Source organism: Nonomuraea sp. NPDC051191, assembly GCF_044455665.1.
GTDB lineage: Bacteria > Actinomycetota > Actinomycetes > Streptosporangiales > Streptosporangiaceae > Nonomuraea.
In genome coordinates, this window is sequence record NZ_JBITEZ010000014.1 from 250,632 (window position 1) to 274,260 (window position 23,629).

29 protein-coding genes are annotated in these 23,629 nt (G+C 71.8%); 9 read left to right on the forward strand and 20 right to left on the reverse strand.

The genetic code is table 11. The features are described 5' to 3' along the window. Nucleotides 1-30 precede the first annotated feature (30 nt). Complete coding sequence (locus ACIA8R_RS37180; RefSeq protein WP_357698419.1) at nucleotides 31-174, forward strand: hypothetical protein; 144 nt, start codon at nucleotides 31-33, stop codon at nucleotides 172-174. A gap of 50 nt (nucleotides 175-224) precedes the next feature. On the opposite strand, the gene ACIA8R_RS37185 is transcribed toward ACIA8R_RS37180, so the two are convergent. Both ACIA8R_RS37185 and ACIA8R_RS37190 read right to left on the reverse strand, forming a co-directional pair. Further along, complete coding sequence (locus ACIA8R_RS37185) at nucleotides 225-530, reverse strand: hypothetical protein (RefSeq protein WP_364090526.1); 306 nt, start codon at nucleotides 528-530, stop codon at nucleotides 225-227. A gap of 112 nt (nucleotides 531-642) precedes the next feature. Further along, entirely contained in the window at nucleotides 643-1,404 is a 762-nt protein-coding gene (locus ACIA8R_RS37190; protein WP_397042346.1) for a LysR family substrate-binding domain-containing protein, read from the reverse strand. Nucleotides 1,405-1,458: 54 nt separating this feature from the next. On the opposite strand from ACIA8R_RS37190, the gene ACIA8R_RS37195 reads away from it, so the two are divergent. Then, nucleotides 1,459-1,830 (forward strand): DUF5997 family protein, encoded by a 372-nt coding sequence (locus ACIA8R_RS37195; protein WP_357698414.1) that lies wholly within the window; start codon nucleotides 1,459-1,461, stop codon nucleotides 1,828-1,830. Nucleotides 1,831-1,892: 62 nt separating this feature from the next. On the opposite strand, the gene ACIA8R_RS37200 is transcribed toward ACIA8R_RS37195, so the two are convergent. From ACIA8R_RS37200 to ACIA8R_RS37230, 7 genes are all read right to left on the reverse strand, one after another. Then, entirely contained in the window at nucleotides 1,893-3,257 is a 1,365-nt protein-coding gene (locus ACIA8R_RS37200) for a TrpB-like pyridoxal phosphate-dependent enzyme (RefSeq protein WP_357698412.1), read from the reverse strand. A 34-nt stretch (nucleotides 3,258-3,291) separates the two neighbouring features. Continuing rightward, nucleotides 3,292-3,948 (reverse strand): transglutaminase family protein, encoded by a 657-nt coding sequence (locus tag ACIA8R_RS37205; RefSeq protein WP_357698410.1) that lies wholly within the window; start codon nucleotides 3,946-3,948, stop codon nucleotides 3,292-3,294. After that, complete coding sequence (locus ACIA8R_RS37210; protein WP_357698408.1) at nucleotides 3,945-5,099, reverse strand: acyl-CoA dehydrogenase family protein; 1,155 nt, start codon at nucleotides 5,097-5,099, stop codon at nucleotides 3,945-3,947. The genes ACIA8R_RS37205 and ACIA8R_RS37210 overlap by 4 nt, the downstream gene beginning before the upstream one ends. Nucleotides 5,100-5,114: 15 nt before the next feature. Beyond that, nucleotides 5,115-5,489 (reverse strand): ectoine synthase, encoded by a 375-nt coding sequence (locus ACIA8R_RS37215; protein ID WP_357698407.1) that lies wholly within the window; start codon nucleotides 5,487-5,489, stop codon nucleotides 5,115-5,117. Next, nucleotides 5,486-5,755 (reverse strand): acyl carrier protein, encoded by a 270-nt coding sequence (locus ACIA8R_RS37220; protein ID WP_357698405.1) that lies wholly within the window; start codon nucleotides 5,753-5,755, stop codon nucleotides 5,486-5,488. Before ACIA8R_RS37220 ends, ACIA8R_RS37215 begins: the two co-directional genes overlap by 4 nt. A 75-nt stretch (nucleotides 5,756-5,830) precedes the next feature. Next, the gene (locus ACIA8R_RS37225) at nucleotides 5,831-7,288 is read right to left on the reverse strand and encodes an AMP-binding protein (RefSeq protein ID WP_397042347.1); all 1,458 of its coding nucleotides are present in this window, start codon (nucleotides 7,286-7,288) and stop codon (nucleotides 5,831-5,833) included. A 128-nt stretch (nucleotides 7,289-7,416) separates the two neighbouring features. After that, nucleotides 7,417-8,328, reverse strand: coding sequence for a DMT family transporter (locus ACIA8R_RS37230; protein ID WP_397042348.1), 912 nt, complete (start codon nucleotides 8,326-8,328; stop codon nucleotides 7,417-7,419). 421 nt (nucleotides 8,329-8,749) lie between these two features. Between ACIA8R_RS37230 and ACIA8R_RS37235 the strand changes: the two genes are divergently transcribed. Both ACIA8R_RS37235 and ACIA8R_RS37240 read left to right on the forward strand, forming a co-directional pair. Beyond that, the gene (locus tag ACIA8R_RS37235; protein ID WP_357698400.1) at nucleotides 8,750-9,160 is read left to right on the forward strand and encodes a hypothetical protein; all 411 of its coding nucleotides are present in this window, start codon (nucleotides 8,750-8,752) and stop codon (nucleotides 9,158-9,160) included. A 240-nt stretch (nucleotides 9,161-9,400) separates the two neighbouring features. After that, the gene (locus ACIA8R_RS37240) at nucleotides 9,401-10,552 is read left to right on the forward strand and encodes a serine hydrolase domain-containing protein (RefSeq protein WP_357698399.1); all 1,152 of its coding nucleotides are present in this window, start codon (nucleotides 9,401-9,403) and stop codon (nucleotides 10,550-10,552) included. Between the two features lie 21 nt (nucleotides 10,553-10,573). Here the strand turns inward: ACIA8R_RS37240 and ACIA8R_RS37245 are convergent, their stop codons facing one another. The 4 genes from ACIA8R_RS37245 to ACIA8R_RS37260 all read right to left on the reverse strand — a co-directional run bounded on the left by ACIA8R_RS37245 (nucleotide 10,574) and on the right by ACIA8R_RS37260 (nucleotide 13,565). Then, on the reverse strand, nucleotides 10,574-11,146 hold the full coding sequence (locus ACIA8R_RS37245) for a DUF6624 domain-containing protein (RefSeq protein WP_397042349.1): 573 nt from the start codon (nucleotides 11,144-11,146) through the stop codon (nucleotides 10,574-10,576). Between the two features lie 70 nt (nucleotides 11,147-11,216). Continuing rightward, entirely contained in the window at nucleotides 11,217-11,975 is a 759-nt protein-coding gene (locus tag ACIA8R_RS37250; protein ID WP_397042350.1) for a MerR family transcriptional regulator, read from the reverse strand. Between the two features lie 10 nt (nucleotides 11,976-11,985). Next, complete coding sequence (locus ACIA8R_RS37255; RefSeq protein ID WP_397042351.1) at nucleotides 11,986-12,870, reverse strand: DUF2268 domain-containing protein; 885 nt, start codon at nucleotides 12,868-12,870, stop codon at nucleotides 11,986-11,988. 65 nt (nucleotides 12,871-12,935) lie between these two features. Continuing rightward, nucleotides 12,936-13,565 carry an LUD domain-containing protein gene (locus tag ACIA8R_RS37260; RefSeq protein WP_397042352.1) on the reverse strand — a complete coding sequence of 210 codons (630 nt, stop codon included), beginning with the start codon at nucleotides 13,563-13,565 and terminating at the stop codon, nucleotides 12,936-12,938. 158 nt (nucleotides 13,566-13,723) lie between these two features. Between ACIA8R_RS37260 and sigJ the strand changes: the two genes are divergently transcribed. Further along, the gene (sigJ, locus tag ACIA8R_RS37265; RefSeq protein ID WP_357698390.1) at nucleotides 13,724-14,629 is read left to right on the forward strand and encodes an RNA polymerase sigma factor SigJ; all 906 of its coding nucleotides are present in this window, start codon (nucleotides 13,724-13,726) and stop codon (nucleotides 14,627-14,629) included. A 57-nt stretch (nucleotides 14,630-14,686) separates the two neighbouring features. Here sigJ and ACIA8R_RS37270 read toward each other — a convergent pair whose 3' ends face one another. Next, on the reverse strand, nucleotides 14,687-15,145 hold the full coding sequence (locus ACIA8R_RS37270; RefSeq protein ID WP_364090497.1) for a T6SS immunity protein Tdi1 domain-containing protein: 459 nt from the start codon (nucleotides 15,143-15,145) through the stop codon (nucleotides 14,687-14,689). Between the two features lie 160 nt (nucleotides 15,146-15,305). On the opposite strand from ACIA8R_RS37270, the gene ACIA8R_RS37275 reads away from it, so the two are divergent. Both ACIA8R_RS37275 and ACIA8R_RS37280 read left to right on the forward strand, forming a co-directional pair. Next, a complete protein-coding gene (locus tag ACIA8R_RS37275; RefSeq protein ID WP_357698388.1) occupies nucleotides 15,306-15,713 on the forward strand; it encodes a YciI family protein in 408 nt (135 codons plus the stop codon). Further along, nucleotides 15,710-16,855, forward strand: a complete 1,146-nt coding sequence (locus tag ACIA8R_RS37280; RefSeq protein ID WP_397042353.1) for an RNA polymerase sigma factor — start codon at nucleotides 15,710-15,712, stop codon at nucleotides 16,853-16,855. The genes ACIA8R_RS37275 and ACIA8R_RS37280 overlap by 4 nt, the downstream gene beginning before the upstream one ends. Nucleotides 16,856-16,911: 56 nt before the next feature. Here the strand turns inward: ACIA8R_RS37280 and ACIA8R_RS37285 are convergent, their stop codons facing one another. The 4 genes from ACIA8R_RS37285 to ACIA8R_RS37300 form a co-directional block, all read right to left on the reverse strand. Then, nucleotides 16,912-17,640 carry a sulfite exporter TauE/SafE family protein gene (locus tag ACIA8R_RS37285; RefSeq protein WP_364090491.1) on the reverse strand — a complete coding sequence of 243 codons (729 nt, stop codon included), beginning with the start codon at nucleotides 17,638-17,640 and terminating at the stop codon, nucleotides 16,912-16,914. A gap of 41 nt (nucleotides 17,641-17,681) precedes the next feature. Continuing rightward, entirely contained in the window at nucleotides 17,682-18,464 is a 783-nt protein-coding gene (locus ACIA8R_RS37290) for a cation transporter (protein ID WP_364090488.1), read from the reverse strand. Further along, nucleotides 18,461-18,835: a metalloregulator ArsR/SmtB family transcription factor gene (locus ACIA8R_RS37295; RefSeq protein WP_357698380.1), complete on the reverse strand. Its 375-nt coding sequence runs from the start codon at nucleotides 18,833-18,835 to the stop codon at nucleotides 18,461-18,463. The genes ACIA8R_RS37290 and ACIA8R_RS37295 overlap by 4 nt, the downstream gene beginning before the upstream one ends. Nucleotides 18,836-18,910: 75 nt before the next feature. Next, nucleotides 18,911-19,600 (reverse strand): thermonuclease family protein, encoded by a 690-nt coding sequence (locus tag ACIA8R_RS37300; protein ID WP_397042354.1) that lies wholly within the window; start codon nucleotides 19,598-19,600, stop codon nucleotides 18,911-18,913. A 307-nt stretch (nucleotides 19,601-19,907) separates the two neighbouring features. On the opposite strand from ACIA8R_RS37300, the gene ACIA8R_RS37305 reads away from it, so the two are divergent. After that, complete coding sequence (locus tag ACIA8R_RS37305; protein WP_364090482.1) at nucleotides 19,908-20,864, forward strand: ankyrin repeat domain-containing protein; 957 nt, start codon at nucleotides 19,908-19,910, stop codon at nucleotides 20,862-20,864. Nucleotides 20,865-20,904: 40 nt separating this feature from the next. Here ACIA8R_RS37305 and ACIA8R_RS37310 read toward each other — a convergent pair whose 3' ends face one another. Further along, the gene (locus tag ACIA8R_RS37310; RefSeq protein ID WP_397042355.1) at nucleotides 20,905-21,990 is read right to left on the reverse strand and encodes an ROK family protein; all 1,086 of its coding nucleotides are present in this window, start codon (nucleotides 21,988-21,990) and stop codon (nucleotides 20,905-20,907) included. Beyond that, on the reverse strand, nucleotides 21,987-22,757 hold the full coding sequence (locus ACIA8R_RS37315) for an N-acetylmannosamine-6-phosphate 2-epimerase (RefSeq protein ID WP_397042356.1): 771 nt from the start codon (nucleotides 22,755-22,757) through the stop codon (nucleotides 21,987-21,989). The genes ACIA8R_RS37310 and ACIA8R_RS37315 overlap by 4 nt, the downstream gene beginning before the upstream one ends. 115 nt (nucleotides 22,758-22,872) lie before the next feature. On the opposite strand from ACIA8R_RS37315, the gene ACIA8R_RS37320 reads away from it, so the two are divergent. Beyond that, on the forward strand, nucleotides 22,873-23,568 hold the full coding sequence (locus ACIA8R_RS37320; protein WP_397042357.1) for a GntR family transcriptional regulator: 696 nt from the start codon (nucleotides 22,873-22,875) through the stop codon (nucleotides 23,566-23,568). Nucleotides 23,569-23,629 lie beyond the last annotated feature (61 nt).

Here is a 23,629-nt window from a genome sequence, read left to right on the forward strand (position 1 = left end):
AGACCACCCCCGACGGGCAGGAACACTCACATGGACGCCCTCACCATCCTCGCCCTGCTGGCGCTCCTCGCCGGCATCCTGGTCGCCCTCACCCAGAAGGTGTGGCCCATCGCGTTGTTGTGCGGAGGTCTGTTCCTGTCCGTTCTCGCGGACGCCGGTCTCATCATCAGGTAGGCGAGCCCCCTCGCCTCCCCCGGCGGGGAGAGGTGAGGGCTGCTCGTGCCTCAGCAGTAGGCGATGCCGGTGACGGTGAACGGGATGTTGTGGTACGGCGTGTACTCCGACCGCTGGCCAGGGGAGACGCAGGGGCCGCCCTCGGGCCAGGAGCCGACCTGCGGGTCGGGATGGGTGACCCGGATGACCACGGCGTAGTTGCCGGTGCCGCCGGTGCAGTACGCCCAGGCGGTCTTGCCGTCGCGGCCGGTGGTGCAGCCGGTCGGGGAGGCGTGTGCGGGGGAGGCGGCGCCGGCTAACGCGACGGCGGTGAGGACGGTGGCGAGGGGCAGGACCAAGTGCTTTCTCGCGCGCATGTGCTGACCTCCAGCGGGTCGTCAGGCAGTGCACTGTTAGGAAAGCTTCCTAAGAGAAACTAGTCGCGCCGTCCTCGGCGTCAAGCCCTTGCCCGGTGTCCGGGACGAACGGTCAGCGGGGGCGGGGCCCCTTCTTCTTGCGGCCGGTCGGCGCGGCGCGGCGGCCCGAGCTTTTCTGGGCGGGCTTGGGGGACTGGCGTTGCGCCTGCTTCTGCGTCGGCTTCTGCGTCGGCTTCTGGGCCTGCTTCTGTGGAGGTGAGGCGGGGGCGCGGCCCCGGGAGCTGTTCGCCGTGCGGCCGCGCACGATGCCGATGAAGTCCTCCACCAGGTCGGTGGTCGCGTCCGTGGGCCAGGCCAGGGCGACCTGGGACTGGGGGGCGTCGGTCACCGGGCGGTAGGTGAGGTCTTTGCGGTGGTGGAGGCGGGCCAGTGACTGGGGGACGAGGAGCAGGCCGGCGCCGGAGGCCACCAGCTCGATCGCGTCGGCCGTCGTGGCGGGACGGGTGAAGGCCGGCTGTCCGGGCCGGGGCGTCCACTCGATGGTGTCGTCGAGGGGGTGGAAGATCTCCTCGTCGGCCAGGTCGGCGAGGGTCACCTCGTCGGCGGCGGTCACGGCGTGGTCCTTGGGCGCCACGACCACCGTGGTCTCGACGTAGAGGGGGATCGCGCTCAGGCCCTCGCGGTCGATCGGCAGCCGGACGAACGCCGCGTCGGCGTCGCCCTCCCGCAGGAGGCCCAGCGCCTCCAGGTTGGGGACCGTGAGCAGGGTCAGCGGCACGTCGGGCAGCCTTTCGGCCCAGACGCCGGCCCACTTGGCGGGGGTCACGCCGGGCACGTACGCCAGCCGGAAGCCGCTGCCTGTCTCGTCAGTCACGTCCTCAGGGTATCGATGTCGGGGACGGTGTTCCGACTGGCTAGGCTTGGGGCCATGACCTCGTCCAAACCGAAGAGCATCCAGACGATGAAGCCCGAGACGGCGGCCAAGAAGCTGGGTGTCCTTCTCTCGGCCACGCCCGCGGAGTTCCAGGCGGGTGTCGTCTCCAGGGACGAGCTGAACGAGTTGCAGGCCAAGCCGCCCGCGTGGCTCGCCGACCTGCGTCGTAACGGGCCGCATCCCAAGCAGGTCGTCGCCGCGAAGCTCGGCGTCTCGATCTCGGGCCTGCTCAGGGGCGGGATCACCGAGCCGCTCACCACCGCCGAGATCGACGCCCTGAAGGCGGAGAACCCCGACTGGCTGGAGCGGGAGCGGACCGTCCAGGCGGACAACCGCAAGGAGGCGCTCCGACTCAAGGAGCGCTAGCGGCGCGGGCCGGACGCGGTTGCGGCCCGCCTGAAGGAGGCAGGCCGCGGTTCGCGATCCGGTCAGGCGCGGGCGAGGTCGGGGATGCTCGACAGCCCGTGTTCGAGGTCCTCGTCGGTCGGCTCGTCGTCGGGGAGCAGCCCGGCCTGGTACTTCTCGTAGGCGGCCAGGTCGAAGTGGCCGTGCCCGGACAGGGCGATCAGGATCGCCTTCGAGCGGCCCTCCTCGCGGCAGCGCAGCGCCTCGTCGATGGCGGCGCGCACCGCGTGCGCGGACTCGGGGGCGGGCACGATGCCCTCCTCGCGGGCGAACAGCACGCCCGCCTCGAAGCAGTCGTTCTGCCGCATCGCGACCGCCTCCATCAGCCCGTTCTCGACGGCCCGGCTGATCAGCGGCGAGATGTCGTGGGCGCGCAGCCCGCCGGCGTGCACGGGCGGCGGCACGAACCTGTGGCCCAGCGTGTGCATCCGCGACAGCGGGGTGAGCCGGGCCGCGTCGGAGTGGTCGTAGGCGATGCGGCCACGCGTCAGGGTGGGGCAGGCGACCGGTTCGGCGGCGATGAGCCGGATGTCGCGGCCGCGGCGGAGCTTGTCGCGCAGGAACGGGAAGCACATCCCGGCCAGCGTGCTGCCGCCGCCGCAGGGGCCGACCACGATGTCGGGATAGTCCTCGGCGAGCTCCATCTGGAGCATCGCCTCCTGGCCGATGACGGTCTGGTGCGCGCACACGTGGTTGAGCGAGCTGCCGCGCGTGTAGCCCAGCTCGGGGTTGGCGTAGGCGACCTCCAGCGCCTCGGACTTGGCGATCCCGAGGCTGCCGGGGTGGTCGGGGTCCTCGGCCAGCACGGCCCTGCCGGCCGCGGTCAGCGGGCTGGGGCTGGAGTTGCAGACCGCGCCGTACGCCTCCATCAGAGCCCTGCGGTACGGCTTCTGCCGGTAGCTGACGCCCACCATGAACACCTGCGCGCTCAGCCCGAACATCGCCGCGGCCGAGGCGATCGAGCTGCCCCACTGGCCCGCGCCGGTCTCGGTGACCAGCCCGGTCTTGCCGACCTGCTTGTTGTAGTACGCCTGCGGCACCGCCGAGTTGGGCTTGAGGCTGCCGACCGGCGAGACGCCCTCGTACTTGTAGTAGATGCGGGCGGGGGTGTCGAGGGCGCGTTCGAGGCGGCGGGCCCGGTAGAGCGGGGTCGGCCGCCACTGGCGGTAGATGTCGCGGACCGGGCCGGGGATCTCGAACTCCGGCTCGGTGCTGAGCTCCTGGTCCACCAGCGGTTCGGCGATCGTCCTGCACAGCTCGGCGCGGCTGATCGCCGCGCCGGTGGCCGGGTCGAGGATGGGGGCCGGCTCGCCGAAGTCCGCGGCGATGTTCAGCCACGTGTACGGGATGTCGTCCTCGTTCAGGGTGTATTTGACGCGCTCGTTCAACGGATACCTCTCAAGGGGACTTCGTCGATGGGTGTCAGACGCCCGCTTCCGCGGCCAGCGAGCCCTGCACGGTCTGGTCCCGGCCGCCCAGCAGCCCGGGGTGGGCGGTCCGGAACCCCTCCAGGACCAGCTCGTAGGGGAAGTCGTCGAACTCGCCGTGCCAGTGCAGGAACTCCATGTGGCGCCGGCCCGACTCGTCGTGCGGGTGGTAGACGCTGTCGGCGGCGCCGTCGAACTCCAGGGGCTTCAGGCGGTACAGCCGGCAGAGCAGCTTGTTGAACACGGGGGTGGCCTTCACCCAGCGGCCTTCGAGCTGGACGGAGACCAGGCCGTGGAAGCGGAACACGTCGCCGCCGACGAGCTCCTTGAGCCGCCCGGAGGCCAGGTGGTTGCGCACGTCGGCGAACACCAGCCGGGACGGGATGCCGAGGGAACGGGCGGCGGCGGCGTACACGACCGACTTGTGCAGGCAGAAGCCGCTGCCGCGGGCGATGATCGTGCTGGCCCGCAGGCCGTCGCGGGACATGTCGATGTCGTAGACGTCGTACAGGATGTCGTCCCGCACCTTGTAGTACAGGCGCACGGCCTGCTCGGTGGGGGTGGTGGCGCCTTCGACGGCCCGTTCGGCGAACTCGCGCACCACGGGGTGGCCGGCGTCGAGGAATTTCGTGGGGGCCAGGTCAGCGGTCATGTGTGTGACTCCTTGAGGCCGAGCATCCGGGCGATGCGGATCCGTTGCATCTCCGAGGTGCCGGAGTAGATGGTGCCGCCGACCGCGTCCCGGAGGTCCTTCTCCAGCCCGGTCCCGGTCAGGTAGCCGCTGCCGCCGAAGATCTGGATCGCGGCCAGCGCCGACCTGACGTTCGCCTCGCTGGCCACCACCTTGGCGATCGCGACGTCGGTGGCGACGTCCCGGCCGGCCACGAAGCCGCGCGCGGCGTCGTACAGCCAGCGCCGCGCGGTCTCCACGTCGATCTTCATGTCCACGATCCGCCCGGCGACCAGCTGGAACGAACCGATCGGACGGCCGAACTGGCGGCGCCGGGAGGCGTGCTCGACGCAGCGGTCCAGCCGGTGCCGCATCGCGCCGACCTGGACGATGAAGGAGCAGAGGATCTCCCACCGCATCACGTGCTCCAGCACGGTGAACCCCATGCCGGGCCGGCCCACCACGTTCCCGGCCGGGACGCGGCAGTCGCGGAAGGTCAGCTCCCCGAGCGGCGACGTGCGCAACCCCATCTTGGGCACGTCCGGGCCGGTCAGCAGGCCCGGGGTGTCCTTCTCGACCAGGAAGGCGGTCAGGCCGAAGGGGCCCAGGTCCCGGTCGGTCACCGCGTAGACCACGAACAGGTCGGCGACCGGGCCGTTCGTGACGAGCACCTTGTCGCCGTCGAGGATCCAGTCGTCGCCGTCCTGTTTGGCGGTCATGCCCATGCCCAGCACGTCGGACCCGCCCCCGGGGTCGGTGATCGCGTGCGCGGTGATCGTCGTCCCGTCGCAGATGCCGGGCAGGTGGCGGGCCTTCAGCTCGGGGCTGCCGAAGCGTTGCAGCGGGATCCCGGCGCTCACGATCTGCGTGCAGAGCGAGAAGCACAGCCCGCCGTCCCGGCAGCCCTCGCCGAGCCCCTCCAGGACGTACATGGTGCTGAGCAGGTCCAGGCCGCGGCCGCCCCACTCGGGGGCGAACGGCAGGCGCAGCAGGCCGGAGGCGCGCACCTGCTCCCACTTCTCCGCGGGCAGGCCCGCCGCCCGATCGGCTTCCAGGTGGCCTTCGCCCAGCACCTCGTACCAGTCCGCGAACTCGGCCCGGAGTTCGCGGTGTGTGTCGCTCCACTCGTCCATGGGTGACCAGATCCGTCAGTAGTGGGAGAACTGAGCCTCAGCCAGCCGGTGGCGCTCGTCGCCCTGCAGCGCGGGGGAGAAGACGCAGATCAGCCGCAGGTCCTCGCCGGGGTCGGCGATCAGGTGGTGCGGGTCGTTCTGGTCGAGGGCGTACATGGTGCCCGGCTCCAGGACGTGGTGGCGTCCGTCGGCGTCGATCACGGCGCCCCGCCCGCTGATGCAGTAGCACGCCTCCAGGTGCTTGCGGTACTGGAGGGGGGAGCTGGTGCCGGCCCAGACGATCGTGTCGGTGAGCGAGTAGCCCATGCCGTCGCGCTCGACCAGGAAGCGGTGGCTCAGGCCGTTCCCCCACTCGACCGGCGTCACGTCAGAAATCTTGCGGATGATCATTGCAGTGTCCGTTCTGCTGGTGCTGATAATGCGTTTCCGACGAATTCACGAATGGCCGCCACGGTCCGGAAGTTCTCCGGGGCGATGTCGAGCTCGTCGACCGGGACGTCGAACCTGTCCTTGATCCAGCCGATGAGCTTCAACAGGCCCAGACTGCTGATGACCCCGTTGCGGAAAAGGTCGTAGTCGGCCTCGAGTTCGTCGGGCGGAGTATCGGGGAGATACTCGGTCACCACGAATTCTTTAATCTGGCGTGTGATGTCCACGAAAGGCAGCATCACACGCGCGCGCACGCGGCGGCATCTCCGAGAATGCGCGTGCCCGCAATATGGCTTTGCGTGTCAGCCGATGCGCTTCCGGTCCACCTTTCCGGTCGAGGTACGCGGGAACGGCTGCTCGACCAGCCTGATGGCGGACGGGATCGCGGCCCGCGGCAGCCGCATCGCGCAGTGCGTACGCAGGCGCAGCCCCGACAGCCGCCCCGGCCCGGTTCCGCGGACGAACGCGGTCAGCCGGGTCTCGGCCCCGTCCACGGCCGGGACGACGGCGGCCTCCACGACGTCGTCGTGCTCCAGCAGCACCCGCTCGATCTGCTCCAGGTTGACCCGGATGCCGCGCACCTTGAGCTGGAAGTCGTCCCGGCCGACGAGGAACAGCCGGCCGGCGGCGTCCCGGCGGACCAGGTCGCCGGTGCGGAACCAGCGGCGGCCGTCGGGCCCGGTCACGAACCGGCCGGTCGCCGCCGCCGGGTCCGGCGTCACGTACCCGGCGGTCTGGAACGGCGTCCAGACCAGCAGCTCGGTGCCGCCGTCGTCCGGCGGGACGGGCGCCAGGTCCGGGCCGAAGGCGGCGACGACTCCGGGCAGCGGCCGGCCGATCGGCAGGGGGCCGGGCCCGGCGGCCTCGGCGGCGTCGAACTCGTGCCAGAAGCTGTCGTTGGTCTCGGTGCAGCCGTAGACGTTGTGCAGCCGGGCGCGCGGGAACCTGCGCGGCAGGCCGGCGCGCAGCGGGACCGGCGCGTGGTCGCCGGTGACGACGACGTGCCGCACCCCGGGGAAGACGCCCTCCTCCAGCAGCTGGTACAGCATGGGCACGCCCTGGACGACGGTGACCCGCGCGGCGGTGAAGAAGTCGGTGACGTAGCGCGGGTTGGCGGCCAGGGCCGGGTCGACCAGGGCGACGCATCCGCCGTGCCGCAGCGTGGCCCACACGTCCAGCAGGCACAGGTCGAAGTTGAGCGGCGCGTAGTTGAACACCACCTCGCCGGGGCCCAGGCCGAACGCCTCCCCGGCCCAGCCGGTGAACCGGGCCACCGCGCCCGCCGGCAGCGGCACGATCTTCGGCGCGCCGGTCGAGCCGGAGGTGGTCAGCATGAACGCGGTGTCCTGTTCGTCGACCGCGACCGGCTGCGGGACGGCGGGCCCGTCGCCGTGCCCGCCGATCACGGTGGTCACCACGTCCGGGTGCTCGGCGGCGTCCTCGGGGGTGGCGGCGAGCACCTCGACGCAGCCCGCCCGCGCGCACAGCTCGCCGAGCGCGACCGTGCCGAGGTCGATCGGCGGCAGCAGCAGCGGCCGGCCGGCCGCCAGGCAGCCGAGCACGAGCGCGACCGCCTGCGGCGATTTGCGGGCGAGCACCGCGACCGGGCCCGGCGGAAGGGCGTCCAGTTCCTTTTGGGCCCGTCCGGCCCGTGCGGCGAGTTCGGCGTAGCTGACGATTTCCGTCCGGGTGCGCAGCGCCGGCGCGGACGGTTCTCTCTTGGTGTGCGCGATGAAATCGCGGAGCAATTCTGTGGTCATCGGAGGTCACCCATCGATTTCTTGGTTGCCGGATACCAATGATTTTGTTCGATGTGCGACTTCGGTATCGGGAACGCGGGCTTCAGCTAATTGCCCGCGCCCGGCAGCTTCCTGTCAGCGAGAAAGGGTCAGGACCGTACTTCCAGTTCTTCCGCCCGCTCCGGCGGGGCCGCGGGGGCGGGCGTCTCCTCCTCGGCGCGGGTCGCCAGCACGCACCCGCCCAGGATCAGCACGAACGAGACGATGATCAGGGCGGTCAGCGGCTCGTCCAGGATCAGGACCCCGGCGACGATCGCCACCGCCGGGTTCATGTACGTCGACACCAGCGCCCGCGACGGCCCGGCCTCCTTGATGAGCTCCACGAACACCACGAACGCCAGCCCGGTGCAGACCACGCCCAGCCCGGCCAGCGCCGCCAGCACCTGCCCGCTGGGCATGGCGGACGGCCAGGTCCAGATCGCGGCGGGCGTGTAGACCAGCGCGGCCAGGGTGAGGCAGGCGGCGGTCAGCGGGAGGGTGGGCAGGTCACGCAGGTACCGGTCGGCGATGAGCGGCGCGATCGAGTAGCAGAGCGCGGTCAGCAGCACCTCGCCCATCGACCAGGCGTCCCCGCCGCTCAGGTGCGGCCCGGCCAGCACGGCGACGCCGGCCAGCCCGACCACCAGCCCGGCCCAGCGGGCCCTGCCGAGCCGTTCGCCGCCGCCGCTCAGGCGGGCCAGCGCCACGCCGAGTATGGGGGCCGCGGCGATCAGCAGGCCGCTGGTGGAGCTGGTCAGCCGGCGTTCGGCGTCCGACAGCAGCCACCAGGGCGCCAGGATCTCCAGGAAGGCGAACGCGATGACCGGCCGCCAGTACCGCCGGACCATCGCGAGCTGCCCGCCGCGGATCGCCAGCGGCAGGAGCAGCGCGGCGCCGATCGCGGTACGCGCGAAGACCAGCACGGGCACCGGCACGCCGCCGACCGCGACCTTGATGAGGAGGTAGGGGATGCCCCAGATCACGGACATCAGCGCGAACAGCACCCAGCCACGGCGGCTCACATGCGGCTCCTTGGGATCGGGATGGACGGCCTGCTCGGGACGAAGGGCACGCGAGCGGCCGGCGACGGAACAGGGAGGGCGGGGACGGGAGCGGCGCCGGGGATGCGGGCCGTCGGCCTGCGTGAGACCGACGGCGAATCCATGAAAATCCTCCAGCCTATTCGCTGCCGCGCGACAATTCCCGCACGAAAGCATTTCTCCCGAGAATTGCACGGCGCCCGTGTCGCGGCTTCTTCCAACGTGCTCTTTCAGTGGACAATCGGCTCGATCCCAAGGGATGCTGGACGCGCGACCGGAGTGCCGCCGATCGGTGTCCTCGCAGGTCAGTCGCGAATCACCGGCTCTCGCCGGACGGCATCGGGCCGCTGGTCCCGCCGCGCCAAGCCGTGCACTGTCACCCTGAAACGGAGGGAAACCACCAATGACCGATAAATCCCCCAATCCCGCGCTCCGGCAGCTGGACGTCCTCATCGGCACCTGGCGGGTCAGCAACGTCGAGGACGGCGTGCCGGCCGACGCCGGCACCGTGCGCTTCGAGTGGCTGGAGGGCGGCAACTTCCTGGTCCAGCACGTCGACCTGGCCGACACCAAGGCCGTGGAGTACATCGGCTACGACGAGGAGAGCAAGACCCTCAAGTCGCACCTCTTCGGCCAGGGCGCCGAGATCCTGAAGTACACCTGGGAGGTCAGCGGCGACACGCTGACCATCTGGTACGGCGACCAGGGCTCGCCCGCCCGCTTCGTCGGCAAGTTCAGCGAGGACGGCAACACCAACGCCGGCGCCTGGGAGTGGCCCGGCGGCGGCTACCAGTCGACCATGACGCGGGCCTAGCCTTCCCGGTTCTCCGCCCGGCGGCCGAGGTCGCCGGGCCGCCCGTGTTCGCTGGGCGATCTGGCAGGTTCTTGTCAAGGATGACCGAAACATCCGTAAGATACGTGGCCTATTGCTACGGATGTGACTTGGGGGCCTGACGTGACGCTGCTGTCCCGGCGAAACCTTCTCAAAGCGGGCGCAATCGCGGTACCGGCCGCGGTCCTCGCGCCCGGAACGGCCGCGCGGGCGGCGAGGCCGATGCCCGGGGTCGAGATGTCGGGGATCGCCCCCGCCTCGCTGGCCGGGTTCGACAACGTGGTGAAGAAGTTCGTGCTGGACCGGCGGATCACCGCCGCGCAGCTCGCCATCATGAAGAGCGGCAAGATCGTCCTGGCCCGGGGCTACCGCTACAACGACTTCTCCAGGGCCCTGCCGACGGTGTCGCCGACGTCGTTGTTCCGGATCGCCAGCCTGAGCAAGAACATCACCTCCGCCGCGATCATGCGCCTGGTGCAGGACGGCAAGCTCAGCCTGTCGGCCAAGGTCACCCAGCTCCTCGGGCTCACCCCGCTCGACACCCGCATGGGACAGGTCACCGTACTGCGCCTCATGCAGCACCTCGGCGGCTGGGACCGCGACGTCTCCAAGGACCAGCTCTGGCTGGACCACACCATCTCGGCGGCGCTCGACGTGCCGCTGCCGATCAGCCACGCCGACATCATCAAGTACGCCACCGCCCGGCGGCTCGACTTCGACCCCGGCGCCAAGATGGTCTACAGCAACTACGGCTACCTGCTGCTGGGACGCGTCATCGAGAAGGTCTCCGGCATGTCGTACGAGTCGTACGTCAAGACCAAGCTGCTCAAGCCGCTCGGCATCACCCGCATGCGGCTCGGCCTCAGCCTCAGGAACGAGGCCGCGCCCGGCGAGGTCGCCTACGAGTCGCAGTACACGAACAAGTCCGTGGTGGACACCTCCGGCACCGTCGTCCCCTACCAGTACGGCGGCTTCAACATGCCCAACCAGGACGCCAACGGCGGCTGGCTCGCCTCCGCCGTCGACCTGGTCCGCTGGACGCTCGCCTTCGACAAGCCCGGCACGGTGCTGACCTCGGCCTCGATCGCCAAGCTGTTCGCCAAGCCGGAGATCGGCGTCAACCAGTACGGGTCCTGGTACGGCGGCGGCTGGTGGGTGCGCCAGGTCACCGGCCACCTCAACACCTGGCACGACGGCTCGATGCCCGGCACGTTCTCCTACCTGGCCCGGCTGCAGAACGGCTTCAGCTACGCGGTCGTGTTCAACCGCAGGGAGGAGACCGGGTCGCTCGACTTCGACACGATCGACGACGACATGAACAAGGTCAGCGTCTCCTCCTGGCCCACGACGGACCTGACGTCCCGCTACTTCTGAGGACGCCGGAAGGCGCGGGGCTCACTTCGCCGACCGGAGCTCCTTCAGGTACTCCTTCAGCGGCTTGAGCCCCGCCGCCGCGCGCCGTTCGTCCACCCGCGCCTCGTCCTCGATCGGGGTGCGGGGGCGCCAGCGGCCCTCGGGGGTGGTCTCCCACTGCGTCCCGTACACCTGGGGTCTGTGCTCGGCCACCCGTACCCGGTCCACCAGGTAGGCCAGGTCGGACGGGTCGGCGTCGCCGTCGTCCACCGCCCGCCGCATCATCTCCAGGCCCCGGCGCTGCAGGGGCAGGTCGCGGTCGGCGTGCTGGACGAGCGCCCACGCCGCCCGCGCGCCGTCCTTGCCGACCAGCTCGAACCCCTGCCAGCCGTACGCGTCGAGGATCTGCCGGATGCGCTCGGTGTTGGCCTTCTCGACCCGGTCCCAGTCCTCCTGGCCGGCCTCCAGGGTGCGCTGCTCCTGGTCCGCCTTGAGCATCGTCAGCAGCTCGGCCCGCAGCGCCGGGTTCTTGGGGGCGTCGTCCTTCTTCGGGGTGTCGCCGCACGCCGAGACCACGACCAGCGCCGCGAACAGCCACAGGAATAAGGCCCGCATGGCCCGATCATCACCCGGTCCGTCCGGAGATGCGAGGGGTGCCCGCGGCCCTTCCGGCGGCCGGCGTGGGTCACATCCGGGTCCGCGCGTACGCCTGGAGCGCGTCCCGGACGAACCGCGCGCCGTCGGCGTCGTCGTACATGGTGGCGAAGCGGGGGTCGTCGACGTACATGTCGCCCAGGCAGGTCACCATCTCGATCGAGCGCTCCCGGTCGCCGTCGGCCGTGGGTGTGCCGGGGATCCGGCTCAGCCACCGGACGTGCCGGGCGGCCATCGTCTGGGCGGGTTCCGAGGTCGGCGAGATCCCCGACCGCGCCGCGGCGACCCAGGCGGCGACCAGGTCCTCGGCGGCCTGCTTCCAGGCCCGCTGCTGGTCGAGTGTCTTGCCGTGCCACCAGTCGTTGCTCACCCGGAACACGCGCTCGCCCCAGCGCGAGATCACCTCGTCCTTGTAGGGGTCGTTGAACCCGGCCAGCATGACGTCCTGCCGCGGTTCCGTCCCCGCGCGCAGGGCGTCGAGCGTGTCGCGCGCGGAGCGGATCTGCCGTTCGACGCGGTCCCGTTCCTCCTCCAGCGCGGTGATGTGGGCACGGAGCCCGTCGCACACGTTGACCTCGTCGGCCAGGACCTCGGCGATGGCCGGCAGACCCATGCCGAGCCGGCGCATCAGCAGGATCCGCTGCAACCGGACGACCGAGGTGGAGTCGTAGTAGCGGTACCCGTTCGCGCCGACCCGGGACGGGGCCAGGAGCCCGAAGCTGTCGTAGTGCCGCAGGGTGCGGCTGGTGACGCCGGCCCTGACCGCGAGTTCCTGGATCGTCCATTCCATCCCTCCAGTGTCACCCGCGGCCGAGCGTGGCCGCGATGACCTCCGAGCTGTCGGCGTGCAGGGCCTGCACCGCGCTCCGCCCGGTCGCCGCCAGGTAGGCGTCGACCAGGCGGTTGCCCGCGGCGTATCCGGCGCCCATCGGCAGGCCCACCGGGGTGAGGCCGAAGCGCTCGGCGCTGGGGTCGCCGTGCACCCAGGCGGTGAAGTTCTGCATGCCCGTCACGTCGAGCCCGGTGAGCACCTTGTCGAAGACGGCGTCGTCCTTCAGGTGCGGCACGCCGAGGCGGGCGTGGCCGAGCTCGTCGCCGTAGAGGCTGCGGGCGAAGGCGTCGGCCAGGCCCTCGGAGACGATGTGCTCGCCGACGGTGACGGTCATCGGGTCCCACACCACGCCGCCGGGGCTGAACCTCAGGTTGTGGTGGAGCTCGTGCACGACGGTGGCCTCCAGCCGCTCCACGTTCTCGGGGAAGGGCCACAACGTGATGGCGATGTTGCCCGAGATGCCGCCGAACCCGGTCACTCCCAGGCAGGGACCCATGAAGTGCTGGTCGGCCGGATCGCCGAGGACGAACAGCACGGTGATGTCCGGGGCCTCGAACCCCGGCGTCGCCTCCAGCAGCACGGCGAGAGCGTCGTCGAGCGCCCGCCGCATCCGCTCCCAGGCTCCGGCCGCCGCCAGGGTCTCCAGCGCGTCGAGGCAGCGCTCCTCGTCCCGGTCGATGGGGAACCCGGACGTCTCGCGGTGGATGGCCACCAGGTCGATCTCGCCGGGCTGGTAGCGGTACATGCCGCTGTTGGGCTCCAGCATCGAACGCAGCAGACCGGCGCGCTCCGCGACGGGGGCCAGCAGAATCCGCCGCATGGCGGAGTAGGTGTCAAGAAGGTTGATGGACATGGCCCGGATGCTAGAAGTTGACGCAGCGTCAAGGTCAAGCCGATGGGTTCCGGCCCGGCGGCGGGTCAGAATCCGATGGGCTGGCGGAGCAGCAGGACGGTGCCGCGTCCGGGCTGGTACTCGGCGTGGAGGATGAGCAGGCGGTTGACGGCGCTGGGCGACCCGTAGACCGCCAGGGCGCGGGCGTTCTCCAGCGGCAGGCAGTGCTCTTCGACGCGGCGCAGCGCGGTGCTCAGGTCGGGCACCACCTTCTGCGCCCCGACGACCCAGATCGCACGGGCGGCGCCGCCGGCGTAGCCGGGCAACTGGCTGCCGCTGCCCGAGGCGATCACGATGGAACCGGTCTCGGTGACCGCGTGGACGCTGCCCACGGCGACGTCGGGGCTGGCGCGCAGCCGCCGGATCTCGTCCGCCTGGGTGCTGCGGTCCATGGCCAGGGTGCGCGGCTTGACGGCCTCGTACCGGGTGCTGGCGTTGAGGTCCTCCTCGATGCCGGACAGGCGGAGGGTCTCGCTGGCCCCGGTGAACACGCCGGCTCCGGCGGGGATCAGCTCCCTGACCCGGGCACGCGCGGCGGCGGCGTCGTCGAGGATCTCGACGGTGAAGCCGTGCGCGGTCAGCGCGGCGGCCGCCCGCTCCAGGCGCTCCGAGGACGCCGCGTCGGCGAAGGGGGTTTCCGTGATGGAGATGGTCATGATGTCCCTGCGCTTCCTGTTCGCTGGATGATGGGTGGGTTCTCAGCGGTTCGACAACGCAGCCCTGAGGAATGTGAGGACGATGCGTCGCCTCACATTTCGGTCCGCCGTCTTGTCGAAGGGGTGAGTACAACCACGACCCAGGGAGCGAAGGCGCCATGACCACCCGATCCGAGCCGGAGCCGAGCCTGGACGCGATCATGAGCGAGCGGCGTCACCTGACCAACCTCGCCTACCGGCTGCTGGGCTCGCTGGCCGAGGCCGAGGACGCCGTCCAGGAGACCTACACCCGCTGGTACGCCATGTCCAGGGAGGAACAGGACGCCATCAGGTCGCCCGGCGCCTGGCTGACGACGGTCGCCAGTCGCGTCTGCCTCAACGTGCTCGGCTCGGCACGAGCCCGGCGGGAGACCTACGTGGGCGAGTGGATCCCCGAGCCGCTCCCCGACGGCGCCGTCACCGACCCCGCCGACCGGGTCACCCTGGACGAGTCGGTCAGCCTGGCCTTCATGGTCGTGCTGGAGTCGATGACCCCGGCCGAACGGGTCGCGTTCGTCCTGCACGACGTCTTCTGCCACTCCTTCGCCGAAGTGGCCGAGATCGTCGGCCGTTCCCCGGCGGCGTGCCGCCAGCTTGCCTCCTCGGCCCGTCGCCGTGTCCGGGCCTCGCGGCCTTCACTGACGACCCCGGCCGCCCGGTCCGCCGGCGTCGTCAGGGACTTCAAGCAGGCATGGGAGGCCAAGGACATCGACGCGCTGATCGGCCTGCTCGACCCCGACGCCAAGGCGATCGCCGACGGCGGCGGCCTGGCCGTCACCTTCCCGCACCCCATCGAAGGAGGCGAGCAGATCGCCCGCGCCTGGGTCGAGATCGCCCGCCTGCGGCCCGACGACATGACGTTCCTCGAATGCGCGGTCAACGGCCAGCCCGGCCTGGTGGCCCGGCAGGACGGCGTCGTCGTGACGGTGTTCGCGTTCGAGGTCGCGGACGACCGGATCAAGAACATCTGGGTGGTCCGCAACCCCGACAAACTCCGTCGCTGGACGACGACCGGCATCGCCTGAGGAGGCGTTCCGAGCGGTCGGCGTGGCCCCGGGTGGCGAGCCCTGCCGCCGGCGGGCTCAGCTCGTCGTGATCTCGCTGACGGGCGAGCCGGGAGGCAGGGAGCGTACCTGCTCGTGGATCTGGCCGGCGATGTTGAGCCCGACGACGAAGTCGATCACTCCCAGGTTGTCCACGTCCACCTCGCCTCCGAGAACCGGCGGGCGCGTGAAGTCGTACACCTGTCCGGCGGCCGGAGTCAGACCTCGCTGCTCGGCCGCCTGCGCGAGGCTCGCCAGCAGGTAGTGCTCCCGGCCGTCGACGGTGCTCAGCTCCGCCAGCAGCGCGTCGGCGTCCTCCCAGGATCGGGTGAGGCTGCCCTGCATCGCGTCGAGCCACCAGAAGCCGTCCGCCGCCTGGAGGATGACGTCCCCGAACAGGGACGCGAGCACCGGTACCTTGCCCTCCAGCCCGATCCAGCGCCAGGACTCCAAGCCCTGCTCGAACTGTTCCGGCGTGAAGTCCTTCGTCAATTCCATCCCGATATCAAACCGTATGTCCGTTACGTGTGGGACCGCCGGCGGACAGGAGGTCCGCTGAAAATTTCTTCGCGGCGGGATGTCGAGAACCGGAGTCCGGCTCCGTCCCAGCAGCGGAACACGGGCCACACTGGACCGTACAGCTCGAAGGAGAACGCTGATGGCCAAGTACCTGCTGCTCAAGCACTACCGGGGCGCGCCGGCGTCGGTCAACGACGCGCCGATGGACCAGTGGACGCCGGAGGAGGTCTCGGCGCACCTGCAGTACATGCGCGACTTCGCCGCCCGGCTGGAGGAGACCGGCGAGTTCGTCGACAGTCAGGCGCTCTCCCCGGAGGGCACGTTCGTCCGCTATGACGGCGAGGGACGGCCGCCGGTCACCGACGGCCCGTTCGCCGAGACCAAGGACCTGATCGCCGGCTGGATGGTGATCGACGTCGAGAGCCACGAGCGGGCGGTGGAGCTGGCCGGCGAGCTGTCGGCGGCGCCGGGGGCGGGGGGGAAGCCGATCCACGAGTGGCTCGAACTGCGCCCGTTCCTGGTCGAGCGTCCCTCGGTGATCGAGTGAACGAGTCGCTGCTGCGGGAGCTGGTGCCCGCGGTGATCGGTGTCCTCGTCCGTCGCGGAGCGGACTTCGCGTCGGCCGAGGACGCCGTGCAGGAGGCCTTGGCCGAGGCCGTACGCGTCTGGCCGGACGACCCGCCCCACGACCCCAAGGGCTGGCTGGTCACCGTCGGCTGGCGCAAGTTCCTCGACGTCGCCCGCGCCGACGCCTCGCGACGGCAACGCGAGACCCGCGTCGAGAGCGAGCCCCCGCCCGGCCCGGCCGAGGCGGTGGACGACACGCTCCAGCTGTACTTCCTGTGCGCGCACCCGTCCCTGACGCCGGCCTCGGCCGTCGCGCTCACGCTGCGCGCGGTCGGCGGCCTGACCACGCGCCAGATCGCGCAGGCCTACCTCGTGCCCGAGGCGACCATGGCCCAGCGGATCAGCCGGGCCAAGCGCATGGTCTCGGGCGTGCGGTTCAACCAGCCCGGCGACGTCGCCACCGTCCTGCGCGTGCTGTACCTGGTCTTCAACGAGGGCTACTCCGGCGACGTCGACCTCGCCGGCGAGGCGATCCGGCTCACCCGCAGGCTCGCGGCGCGGATCAAGCATGAGGAGGTCGCTGGCCTGCTCGCGCTCATGCTGCTGCACCACGCCCGGCGTCCGGCGCGCACCGCGCCCGACGGACGGCTGGTGCCCCTCGCCGGGCAGGACCGCGCCCTGTGGAACACCCGCCTGATCGCCGAGGGCGTCGACGTGCTCCAGGCGGCCCTCGCCCGCGACCGGCTGGGCGAGTTCCAGGCCCAGGCCGCCATCGCCGCGCTGCACGCCGACGCCCCGACGGCCGAGGAGACCGACTGGGTGCAGATCGTCGAGTGGTACGACGAGCTGGTGCGCCTGACCGGCAACCCCGTGGCCCGCCTCAACCGGGCCGTCGCCGTCGGCGAGGCCGACGGTCCGCGCGCCGGTCTGGCCGCCCTGGCGGACCTCGACCCCGCCCTGCCCAGGTACGCCGCCGTCGCGGCGTACCTGCACGAGCGCGACGGCGACCCGGTCACCGCGGCCCGGCTCTACGCCGAGGCCGCCCGGTCGGCGCCCAGCCTTCCCGAACGCGACCACCTCACCCGCCAGGCCGCCCGGCTCAACGCCCGATCGCGCGGCTGAGCCCCTGGGGCCGACGGCCTGATCCCGTCGAGTCACCGGGGGTGCCGAGGCAGGCGTCAGCCTCCGGTGATGACGAGCACCAGCCCGGAGGCGATCAGCCCCGCCTCGACCGCCACCACGAAGGCCCCGGCGGGCAATCGCTCGACGATCTTCTTGCCCGCCCACGCGCCGGCCGCGCTCGCCGGCGCCAGGGCCAGCCCGGTGGCGGCGCCGGTCGTGGTGAGCACGGAGGCCGCGCCGAAGACGATCAGCTTGGTCAGGTGCATCACCACGGCGGCCGCGGCCTCGGTGCCGATGTACGCGCCGCGCAACAGACCCCGGGCCAGGAAGAACGGGGCGACCATCGGCCCCATGGAGCCGACCAGCGCCGATCCGAACCCGGACGCGGCTCCCACGGCCGCGAACGCCGCGTCGTCCAGCCGGACGCCATGCGGCCGCCGACGTCGCCAGACCACCATGACCAGCAGGAACACCCCGATGACGCGGGTCAGCGCCTCCAGCGGGGCGGCGGCGAACACCAGCGCCCCGGCCACGGCGGCGGGGACCGCGCCGGTCGCGAAGACGCCCACCAGACGCCGGTCCACCTCGGCCCGGTTGAACCACACCCGGCTGCCGTTGCCGGCCAGCTGTGTGACGGTCAGCACCGCGACCGCGTCCCGGGTGCCCAGGACCGCGACGAACACCGGCAGCAGCAGCACCCCGCCGCCGAACCCGGCCACGGCCGACAGCACCGCGGTGGCGAACGTCGCGGCCACCATGACGGCCATGACCAGGACCGTGTTCACGACCTCGCCTTTCCCTTCTGGAAATCGGTCCGGCGCCTCGGTCAGGAGGCGCGGCCCCCTCCGGACGACGAGCAGCAGGAACATTCGGGAGCACAACCGCCACAGCCGTCGCCCCGCCCCTCGGCGCCGCTGACGGCCGCCGGGACAGACGCCGCCGGGGCCGAGCCGGCCGGAACAGAGGCCGCCGGGGCCGAGGTCGCCGGGACGGCGCAGCAGGTGTCGCCGCGCCACGCCTCACGGCCTTCCTTGACCGCGACGGCCGCGATCACCAGCGCGGCGATCGGGTCGGCCCAGGACCAGCCGAAGGCGCTGTTGAGCGCCAGGCCCACCAGCAGCACGCCGGACAGGTACGTGCACAGCAACGTCTGCTTGGAGTCGGCCACCGCCGAGGCGGAGCCGAGCTCGCGGCCCGCGCGGCGCTGCGCGTGGGACAGGAACGGCATGACCACCAGCGACAGGGCGGCCAGCACCAGGCCCGGGGTGGAGTGCTCGGCCTCCCCGGCGCCGAGCAGGGCGCGGACGGCGTCGACGGTGACGTAGGCGGCCAGCGCGAAGAAGGAGATCGCGATGACCCGCAACGCGGCCCTCTCGCGGCGTTCGTGGTCGGCGGCGGAGAACTGCCAGGCCACCGCGGCGGCCGAGGCGACCTCCACCACCGAGTCGAGCCCGAACCCGATCAGCGCGGCGGAGGAGGCCACGGTCCCGGCGGTGATGGCCACCACCGCTTCGATCACGTTGTAGGTGATGGTCGCCGCGACCAGCAGCCGGATGCGACGCCGCAGGACCGTCCGCCGCGCCGTGGCGGCGAGGTCGAGGGAGCTCACGACACCGCCTCCCCCGCAGCCTGTCCGGTGCGAAGGGAGACGGCGTGGCCGGTGGCGGCCAGCAATTGCTCGGCGGAGGCGAGCAGGTCCATCAGCTCGGGCCGGGTCAGAGAGTAGAACGACTGGCGGCCTTCGGCGCGGTAGTCGATCAGGTCGCAGTCGCGCAGGCAGGCCAGGTGCTTGGACACCGTGGACTGGGCCAGCCCGAGCTCGGTGGTCAGGTCCACCACACGGGCCTCGCCGCGGGCCAGGCGCTGGACGATGCGCAGCCGGGTCTCGTCGGCCAGGGAGTGGAAGAGCGCGGCCGCGGGGGAGATGCCGGCGGCGATGTCGGTGCTGACACACCGGCCACCCTCAGAATCAATCGCCATATGGCGATGTTAACCCGAATTCGTGATGTGTTGGCAAGCCGGTCCGTACACCCGCCTTGCCGCCCGGCCGTGCGGTCACCGTTCGCAGACGACTCCGTCGCCGTCGCGGTCCTGGTACCAGGCGTACTCGGGGTCGACGCCCCGGCGGTACGGGCCGTAGCCGGCGGCGTTCGCCTCGGCGCAGGTGCGGAAGCGTGGGTCGGTCCCGGCGGGCGGAGCCGTCAGGGTGGGGGACGGGGTGGGGGACGGGGTGGGTGTGGAGCTGGTGGTGTCGCACCTGCCGGACCAGATCCGCAGCTTGTCCGCCTTGGCCTTCGCCTGTTCGGTGCGGAAGAGGGTCGTGTACTTGTCGGCCGGCTTGGACGGGACGGCCTTGCCGTAGCCGTAGCGGATCAGGTTGCGGTTGACGTGCACGCCCTTGGCGCTCCAGACGTGGAGGGGCAGCCGGCCGATGCGGTCGGTCCTGCCGGTGAGCAGGCGGGCCGTCGTCCCGGGTGGCAGGAGGGCCGCCGTCCGGGCGGTCGCCGCCTTGGACCAGCACCGGCCGCGCTCCGGCGTGTCCACCCCCAGCAGCTGTACGCGGACCTTCGTGGCGCCGCGCATGACGTCGACGGTGTCGCCGTCCACGATCTTGACGACCCGGACGTCGACAGTGCCTCCGGGGATCCCGGCGGCCGCCTGGGCCGGAGCGCTCAGGGTGAGGGTGAGGGGTAACAGGGCGGCCGCGGTGGTGACGATCCTGGCCGTGCTCGGGCTCGTACGCATGAGGTGACTCCAGGGGCGGAAGGTCCGGACGGGAGGAGACGCGCCCGTGGAGACAGGGGTGTACCGCCGAAAGGGAAGGATTGTGTCACTCGTGGTCGGGGTGCGGCGACGCTGCGCTTAGGGTTTGTCTGGTCGCCGGGCCCTCGGGTGCGGCCGTTGTCCATGTTCAGAGGCTTGCGAGCGCTCGCCGGTCCGCCCCGCGCGGCGGGTGCGCGTGCGTGGCGGGCGGGGCCGCCGAGGCTTGTCCGGTGTCGAACCGGCGATATGCTCGCACTGGTGTTCGATAAGCTGCCTCTGGGGGAGTGTCGTGGTTGTCACCAAGGAAGCCGGATGGGTGGGCCTGAGCTGGGATGACTGGTCCGATCTGGGCGAGATCCGCGCCCGGCTCGACTCCGGCGCCGACCCGCATGCCGACCTGTGGCACGAAGGGCCGCCGCTGCACCTCGCGGCCGAGTACGGCTCGCCCGACGTGGTCGCCGAGCTGGCCCGCCGCGTCGGCGACGTGGACACCCCGTACGAGGGGCGCAGCGCTCTCTGGCGTGCCGTGTTCGCCCACCGCAGGGACAACGCGCTCGCCCTGGTCGCCGCCGGGGCCGATCCTTGGCGGCCGATGACGGGCGGCTGGTCGCCCGGCCGGCTCAGCCTGGCCGGCCCCAACCCCGGGCTGTTCTTCCCCTTCCCGCGCGACAAGCCCTCGCTGTCGGAGGCGGAGAACGCGGCCGTCGTGGAGGCCGAGCGGCTGATCGAGGCCCTGGGCGACTTCGAGTACGAAGGGCTGGGGCTGGTGTGCGTCGCGGGCGTCACCGCGGCGGAGGCCGCGCGGCGGCTGGGTGCGACGGTGGCCGAAGGGGCCGGGATCGACGGGGTCCTCGACGGGCCTTACCCGGGGGAGAGGGCCGGTCTCGTGGGCGCCACCGACGTGCCGGGCGGGTGCGTGGTCAGCCAGCGCCGGGGGCACGAGGTGACGAGCGCCGACGTGATCAACCGCCTGTCGGCCGGGACCGTCTGCTACGCGATGTTCGCCGATCCGAAGAGCGGCAACCTGGGGTTCGGCTCGCGGCACGGGGTCGTCGAGGAGCGGGACGCGTACCCGGGCGGCGGCCTGGTGTCGCCGGACAGCTCGTCGGACGAGGTGCTGACCGCCTTCCTGTACCAGGGGGAGGCTGTGGCGTACTGCTGCGCGTACGCGGGGCTCCGACTCACCGACGCCCGCCCCGTCCTGGGCCCTCCCGACATCTGGCTCCACCTCCCACCCCACGACTGAGACCTCCTGCGCACGCCGCTGTCGGCGAGCCGGTGGGCGGTCAGGGTATGGCGGCCGAGGCGGCGCCCAGGACGGCTCCGTGCGGGCCCAGGGTGGAGAGCCGGATGGGGACGGAGCCGAGGCCGCGCGGCGCGTACCGGCGGACGGTCTCGACCAGTGGGACGGTCAGGAGGTCGCCGAGGCCGGTGACGCCGCCGCCCAGGACGATCACGTCAGGGTCGAGGAGAGTGGCGGCGGAGGCGATCGATCTGCCGAGGATGAGGGCGGCCTCGCGGATCACCTCGCGGGCCAGAGGGTCGGTGGCGTCCCGCTGACCGGTCGTCTCGGGCGAGCCTGGTAGGTCGGTGGAACCGGAGAAGGTCCGTGCGGCGTGCCCCGGGGGCGCGGGGATGAGCAGGGATTCGAGGTTGGTGGCTGTGCCGCCGCGGGTGCGGTAGGTGGACAGGATCGCCGGGCCCGACGCGTACGCCTCCAGGTGGCCGGTCGCGCCGCAGGGGCACAGGCGGTCGGCGTCCGCACCCGGGGGCAGGACGGCCGGGATGTGGCCGAGGGAGCCCGTCATGCCGTTGCGGCCACGTAGCAGTTCGCCGTCACGTACGAGGGCGCCGCCGATGCCGGTGCCGATCGTGAGGACCAGGGCCAGGCGGCTGCCCCTGGCCGCGCCGTGACGGGCCTCGCCGAGCGCCCAGGCGTGGACGTCGTTGAGCACCGTGACCGGCAGGCCGAGCCGGTCGGTGAAGGCGGTGGCCAGGTCGGTGCCCCGCCAGCCGGGCAGGGCGTCGGTGGCGTGCGTGACCACGCCCTTGTCGTCGATCGTCCCCGCGCTGCCGACTCCGCAGGCGATGACCTTCATGCCGGCGGCACGGGCCTGGGCGAGGCGGTCCGCGGCCAGGTCCAGCGCGGCGGCCAGCACCGCCGTCGCGCCGCCTTCGGCAGGCGTCGGAACGCGGCCGGGGAGGTGGATCTCCGCTTCGCCGGAGGCCGGGGGTGAGGTGAGGAGGTGGGGTTCTGTCTTGGGGGAGGTCGGGATGAGGGCGGCGGCGGTCTTGGTGCCGCCGATGTCGATGCCGAGCACGACCGGGGTGCCGTCCGTGGGGCGTTGTGGAGCGGGGGCGGATGGGGTCACCGGGGGCCTCCCTTGGGGGTGGACGCGGTGAGGTGGCGGGTGATGGCCAGGGGGTCGGTGATGGCGGCGCCGATCACGACCGACCATGCGCCGCGGGCGAACGCCTCCGCCACGTGGACGTCCGTACGCAGCCGGCCTTCGGCGACCGTACGGACCCCGAGGGCGGCGAGCTCGCCGACCAGGTCGAGATCGGGCTCGTGCACGAGCCCCGCCCCAGGCGCGGAACCGGCCCTGAGGGTGGGGGAGAAACCGGGGGCGGTGGCGGCTCTCGGGTGGGGGGAAGGGGCGGGGGTGGTGTACGGGGTGTAGCCGGAGAGCGTGGTGGAGATCAGGGAGGCGCCTCGGTTCCAGGCTCGCAGGCCCTCCTCCGTGGTCGACACGTCGGCCATGACGGGCACTCCCAGCTCCTCTCGTACCCGTTCGACCAGGGCCGCCAGGTCACCGGCCGCCGGTTCGGCCTCGGCCGTCACCTCCAGGGCGACCATGTCGGCGCCGGCCCGCACCAGGTCCTCGCACAGAGCGAAGGACGGCGTGATCAGCGGACGGACATGAGGGCGGGGGACCTTGGCGAGTCCGATGAGGGGCAGGTGTGTGACGGCCTTGACCGCCCGGACGTCCTCCGCGCCGTTCACCCGCAGCCCGGCCGCGCCGCCCAGTTCGGCGCAGCGGGCCAGCAGCGCGATGGTGCGCGGATCGCGGAGGGGGTGGCCCTCGGGGGCCTGGCAGCTCACGACCAGGCCGCCTTCGATCGCGGTCACCACATCCATCTGGTACAGCCCAATCTGTCGATCTGAGGGGAAAACAAGGCCCAGTTGCTCGATTGGTATAGCCCAATTACGATCAGAGCGTCAAGAGGCGCACCCCGACCGAGGACGGCCACCCGTGACGAAGATCGGCCAGCTCACAGACCATCTGCTCACGCTCATCGCGACCGAGCTGAAGCCGGGCGAACGGCTGCCCGCCGAACGCGATCTCGCCGAGGAGTTCGGGGTCAGCAGGCTGACCGTGCGGCGGGCGGTCGACCGGCTGGAGACCGACCAGCGGGTCTACCGGGTCCAGGGAGCGGGGACGTTCGTCGCCCACCGGAGCATCGCCAAGACGATCGAGCTGACGTCGTTCAGCGAGGACATGCGGGGGCGCGGGCTGGAGCCGGGGTCACGGCTGCTGGAGGCGGCCGAGGTGCCCGCGGGCGCGCGGGTGGGGCAGGCGCTCGGCGTCAGCCCGGCGGACGCGGTCGTGCGGCTGTGCCGGGTGCGTACGGCCAACGGTTCGCCGATGTGCCTGGAGCGCGCGCACGTTCCGGCCGCGTTGGTGCCCGGCCTGCTCGACCGGCCGCTCGGCGGGTCGCTGTACGAGGTGCTGGCGGGGGCGTACCGGATCAGGCTGGAGCGGGCCGAGCAGTCGATCAGGGCCACGGTGCTGGAGCCCGAGGAGGCGGAGCTGCTGGAGGCGGCGCCGCTGTCGCCGGCGCTGCTGGTCGAACGGGTGGCCTACGACCAGCGGGGAAGGGCTGTGGAGGCGGCCAAGTCGATCTACCGGGGCGACCGCTACTCCTACGAGATCGCGATCCGCCGGTGAGGGCAAAGGCGACTTGTCAGGACGAGGGAGGGTGCGGTAGACGACTGGAGGACGGGTGGCG

Excerpts from the sequence above, each read along its gene's own strand:
- ACIA8R_RS37180 (WP_357698419.1), top strand. The coding sequence starts at position 31 with ATGGACGCCCTCACCATCCTCGCCCTGCTGGCGCTCCTCGCCGGCATC.
- ACIA8R_RS37185 (WP_364090526.1), bottom strand. The coding sequence starts at position 530 with ATGCGCGCGAGAAAGCACTTGGTCCTGCCCCTCGCCACCGTCCTCACC.
- ACIA8R_RS37195 (WP_357698414.1), top strand. The coding sequence starts at position 1,459 with ATGACCTCGTCCAAACCGAAGAGCATCCAGACGATGAAGCCCGAGACG.
- ACIA8R_RS37205 (WP_357698410.1), bottom strand. The coding sequence starts at position 3,948 with ATGACCGCTGACCTGGCCCCCACGAAATTCCTCGACGCCGGCCACCCC.
- ACIA8R_RS37210 (WP_357698408.1), bottom strand. The coding sequence starts at position 5,099 with ATGGACGAGTGGAGCGACACACACCGCGAACTCCGGGCCGAGTTCGCG.
- ACIA8R_RS37215 (WP_357698407.1), bottom strand. The coding sequence starts at position 5,489 with ATGATCATCCGCAAGATTTCTGACGTGACGCCGGTCGAGTGGGGGAAC.
- ACIA8R_RS37225 (WP_397042347.1), bottom strand. The coding sequence starts at position 7,288 with ATGACCACAGAATTGCTCCGCGATTTCATCGCGCACACCAAGAGAGAA.
- ACIA8R_RS37235 (WP_357698400.1), top strand. The coding sequence starts at position 8,750 with ATGACCGATAAATCCCCCAATCCCGCGCTCCGGCAGCTGGACGTCCTC.
- ACIA8R_RS37240 (WP_357698399.1), top strand. The coding sequence starts at position 9,401 with ATGCCCGGGGTCGAGATGTCGGGGATCGCCCCCGCCTCGCTGGCCGGG.
- ACIA8R_RS37245 (WP_397042349.1), bottom strand. The coding sequence starts at position 11,146 with ATGCGGGCCTTATTCCTGTGGCTGTTCGCGGCGCTGGTCGTGGTCTCG.
- ACIA8R_RS37250 (WP_397042350.1), bottom strand. The coding sequence starts at position 11,975 with ATGGAATGGACGATCCAGGAACTCGCGGTCAGGGCCGGCGTCACCAGC.
- ACIA8R_RS37255 (WP_397042351.1), bottom strand. The coding sequence starts at position 12,870 with ATGTCCATCAACCTTCTTGACACCTACTCCGCCATGCGGCGGATTCTG.
- ACIA8R_RS37260 (WP_397042352.1), bottom strand. The coding sequence starts at position 13,565 with ATGACCATCTCCATCACGGAAACCCCCTTCGCCGACGCGGCGTCCTCG.
- sigJ (WP_357698390.1), top strand. The coding sequence starts at position 13,724 with ATGACCACCCGATCCGAGCCGGAGCCGAGCCTGGACGCGATCATGAGC.
- ACIA8R_RS37270 (WP_364090497.1), bottom strand. The coding sequence starts at position 15,145 with ATGGAATTGACGAAGGACTTCACGCCGGAACAGTTCGAGCAGGGCTTG.
- ACIA8R_RS37275 (WP_357698388.1), top strand. The coding sequence starts at position 15,306 with ATGGCCAAGTACCTGCTGCTCAAGCACTACCGGGGCGCGCCGGCGTCG.
- ACIA8R_RS37295 (WP_357698380.1), bottom strand. The coding sequence starts at position 18,835 with ATGGCGATTGATTCTGAGGGTGGCCGGTGTGTCAGCACCGACATCGCC.
- ACIA8R_RS37300 (WP_397042354.1), bottom strand. The coding sequence starts at position 19,600 with ATGCGTACGAGCCCGAGCACGGCCAGGATCGTCACCACCGCGGCCGCC.
- ACIA8R_RS37315 (WP_397042356.1), bottom strand. The coding sequence starts at position 22,757 with ATGGATGTGGTGACCGCGATCGAAGGCGGCCTGGTCGTGAGCTGCCAG.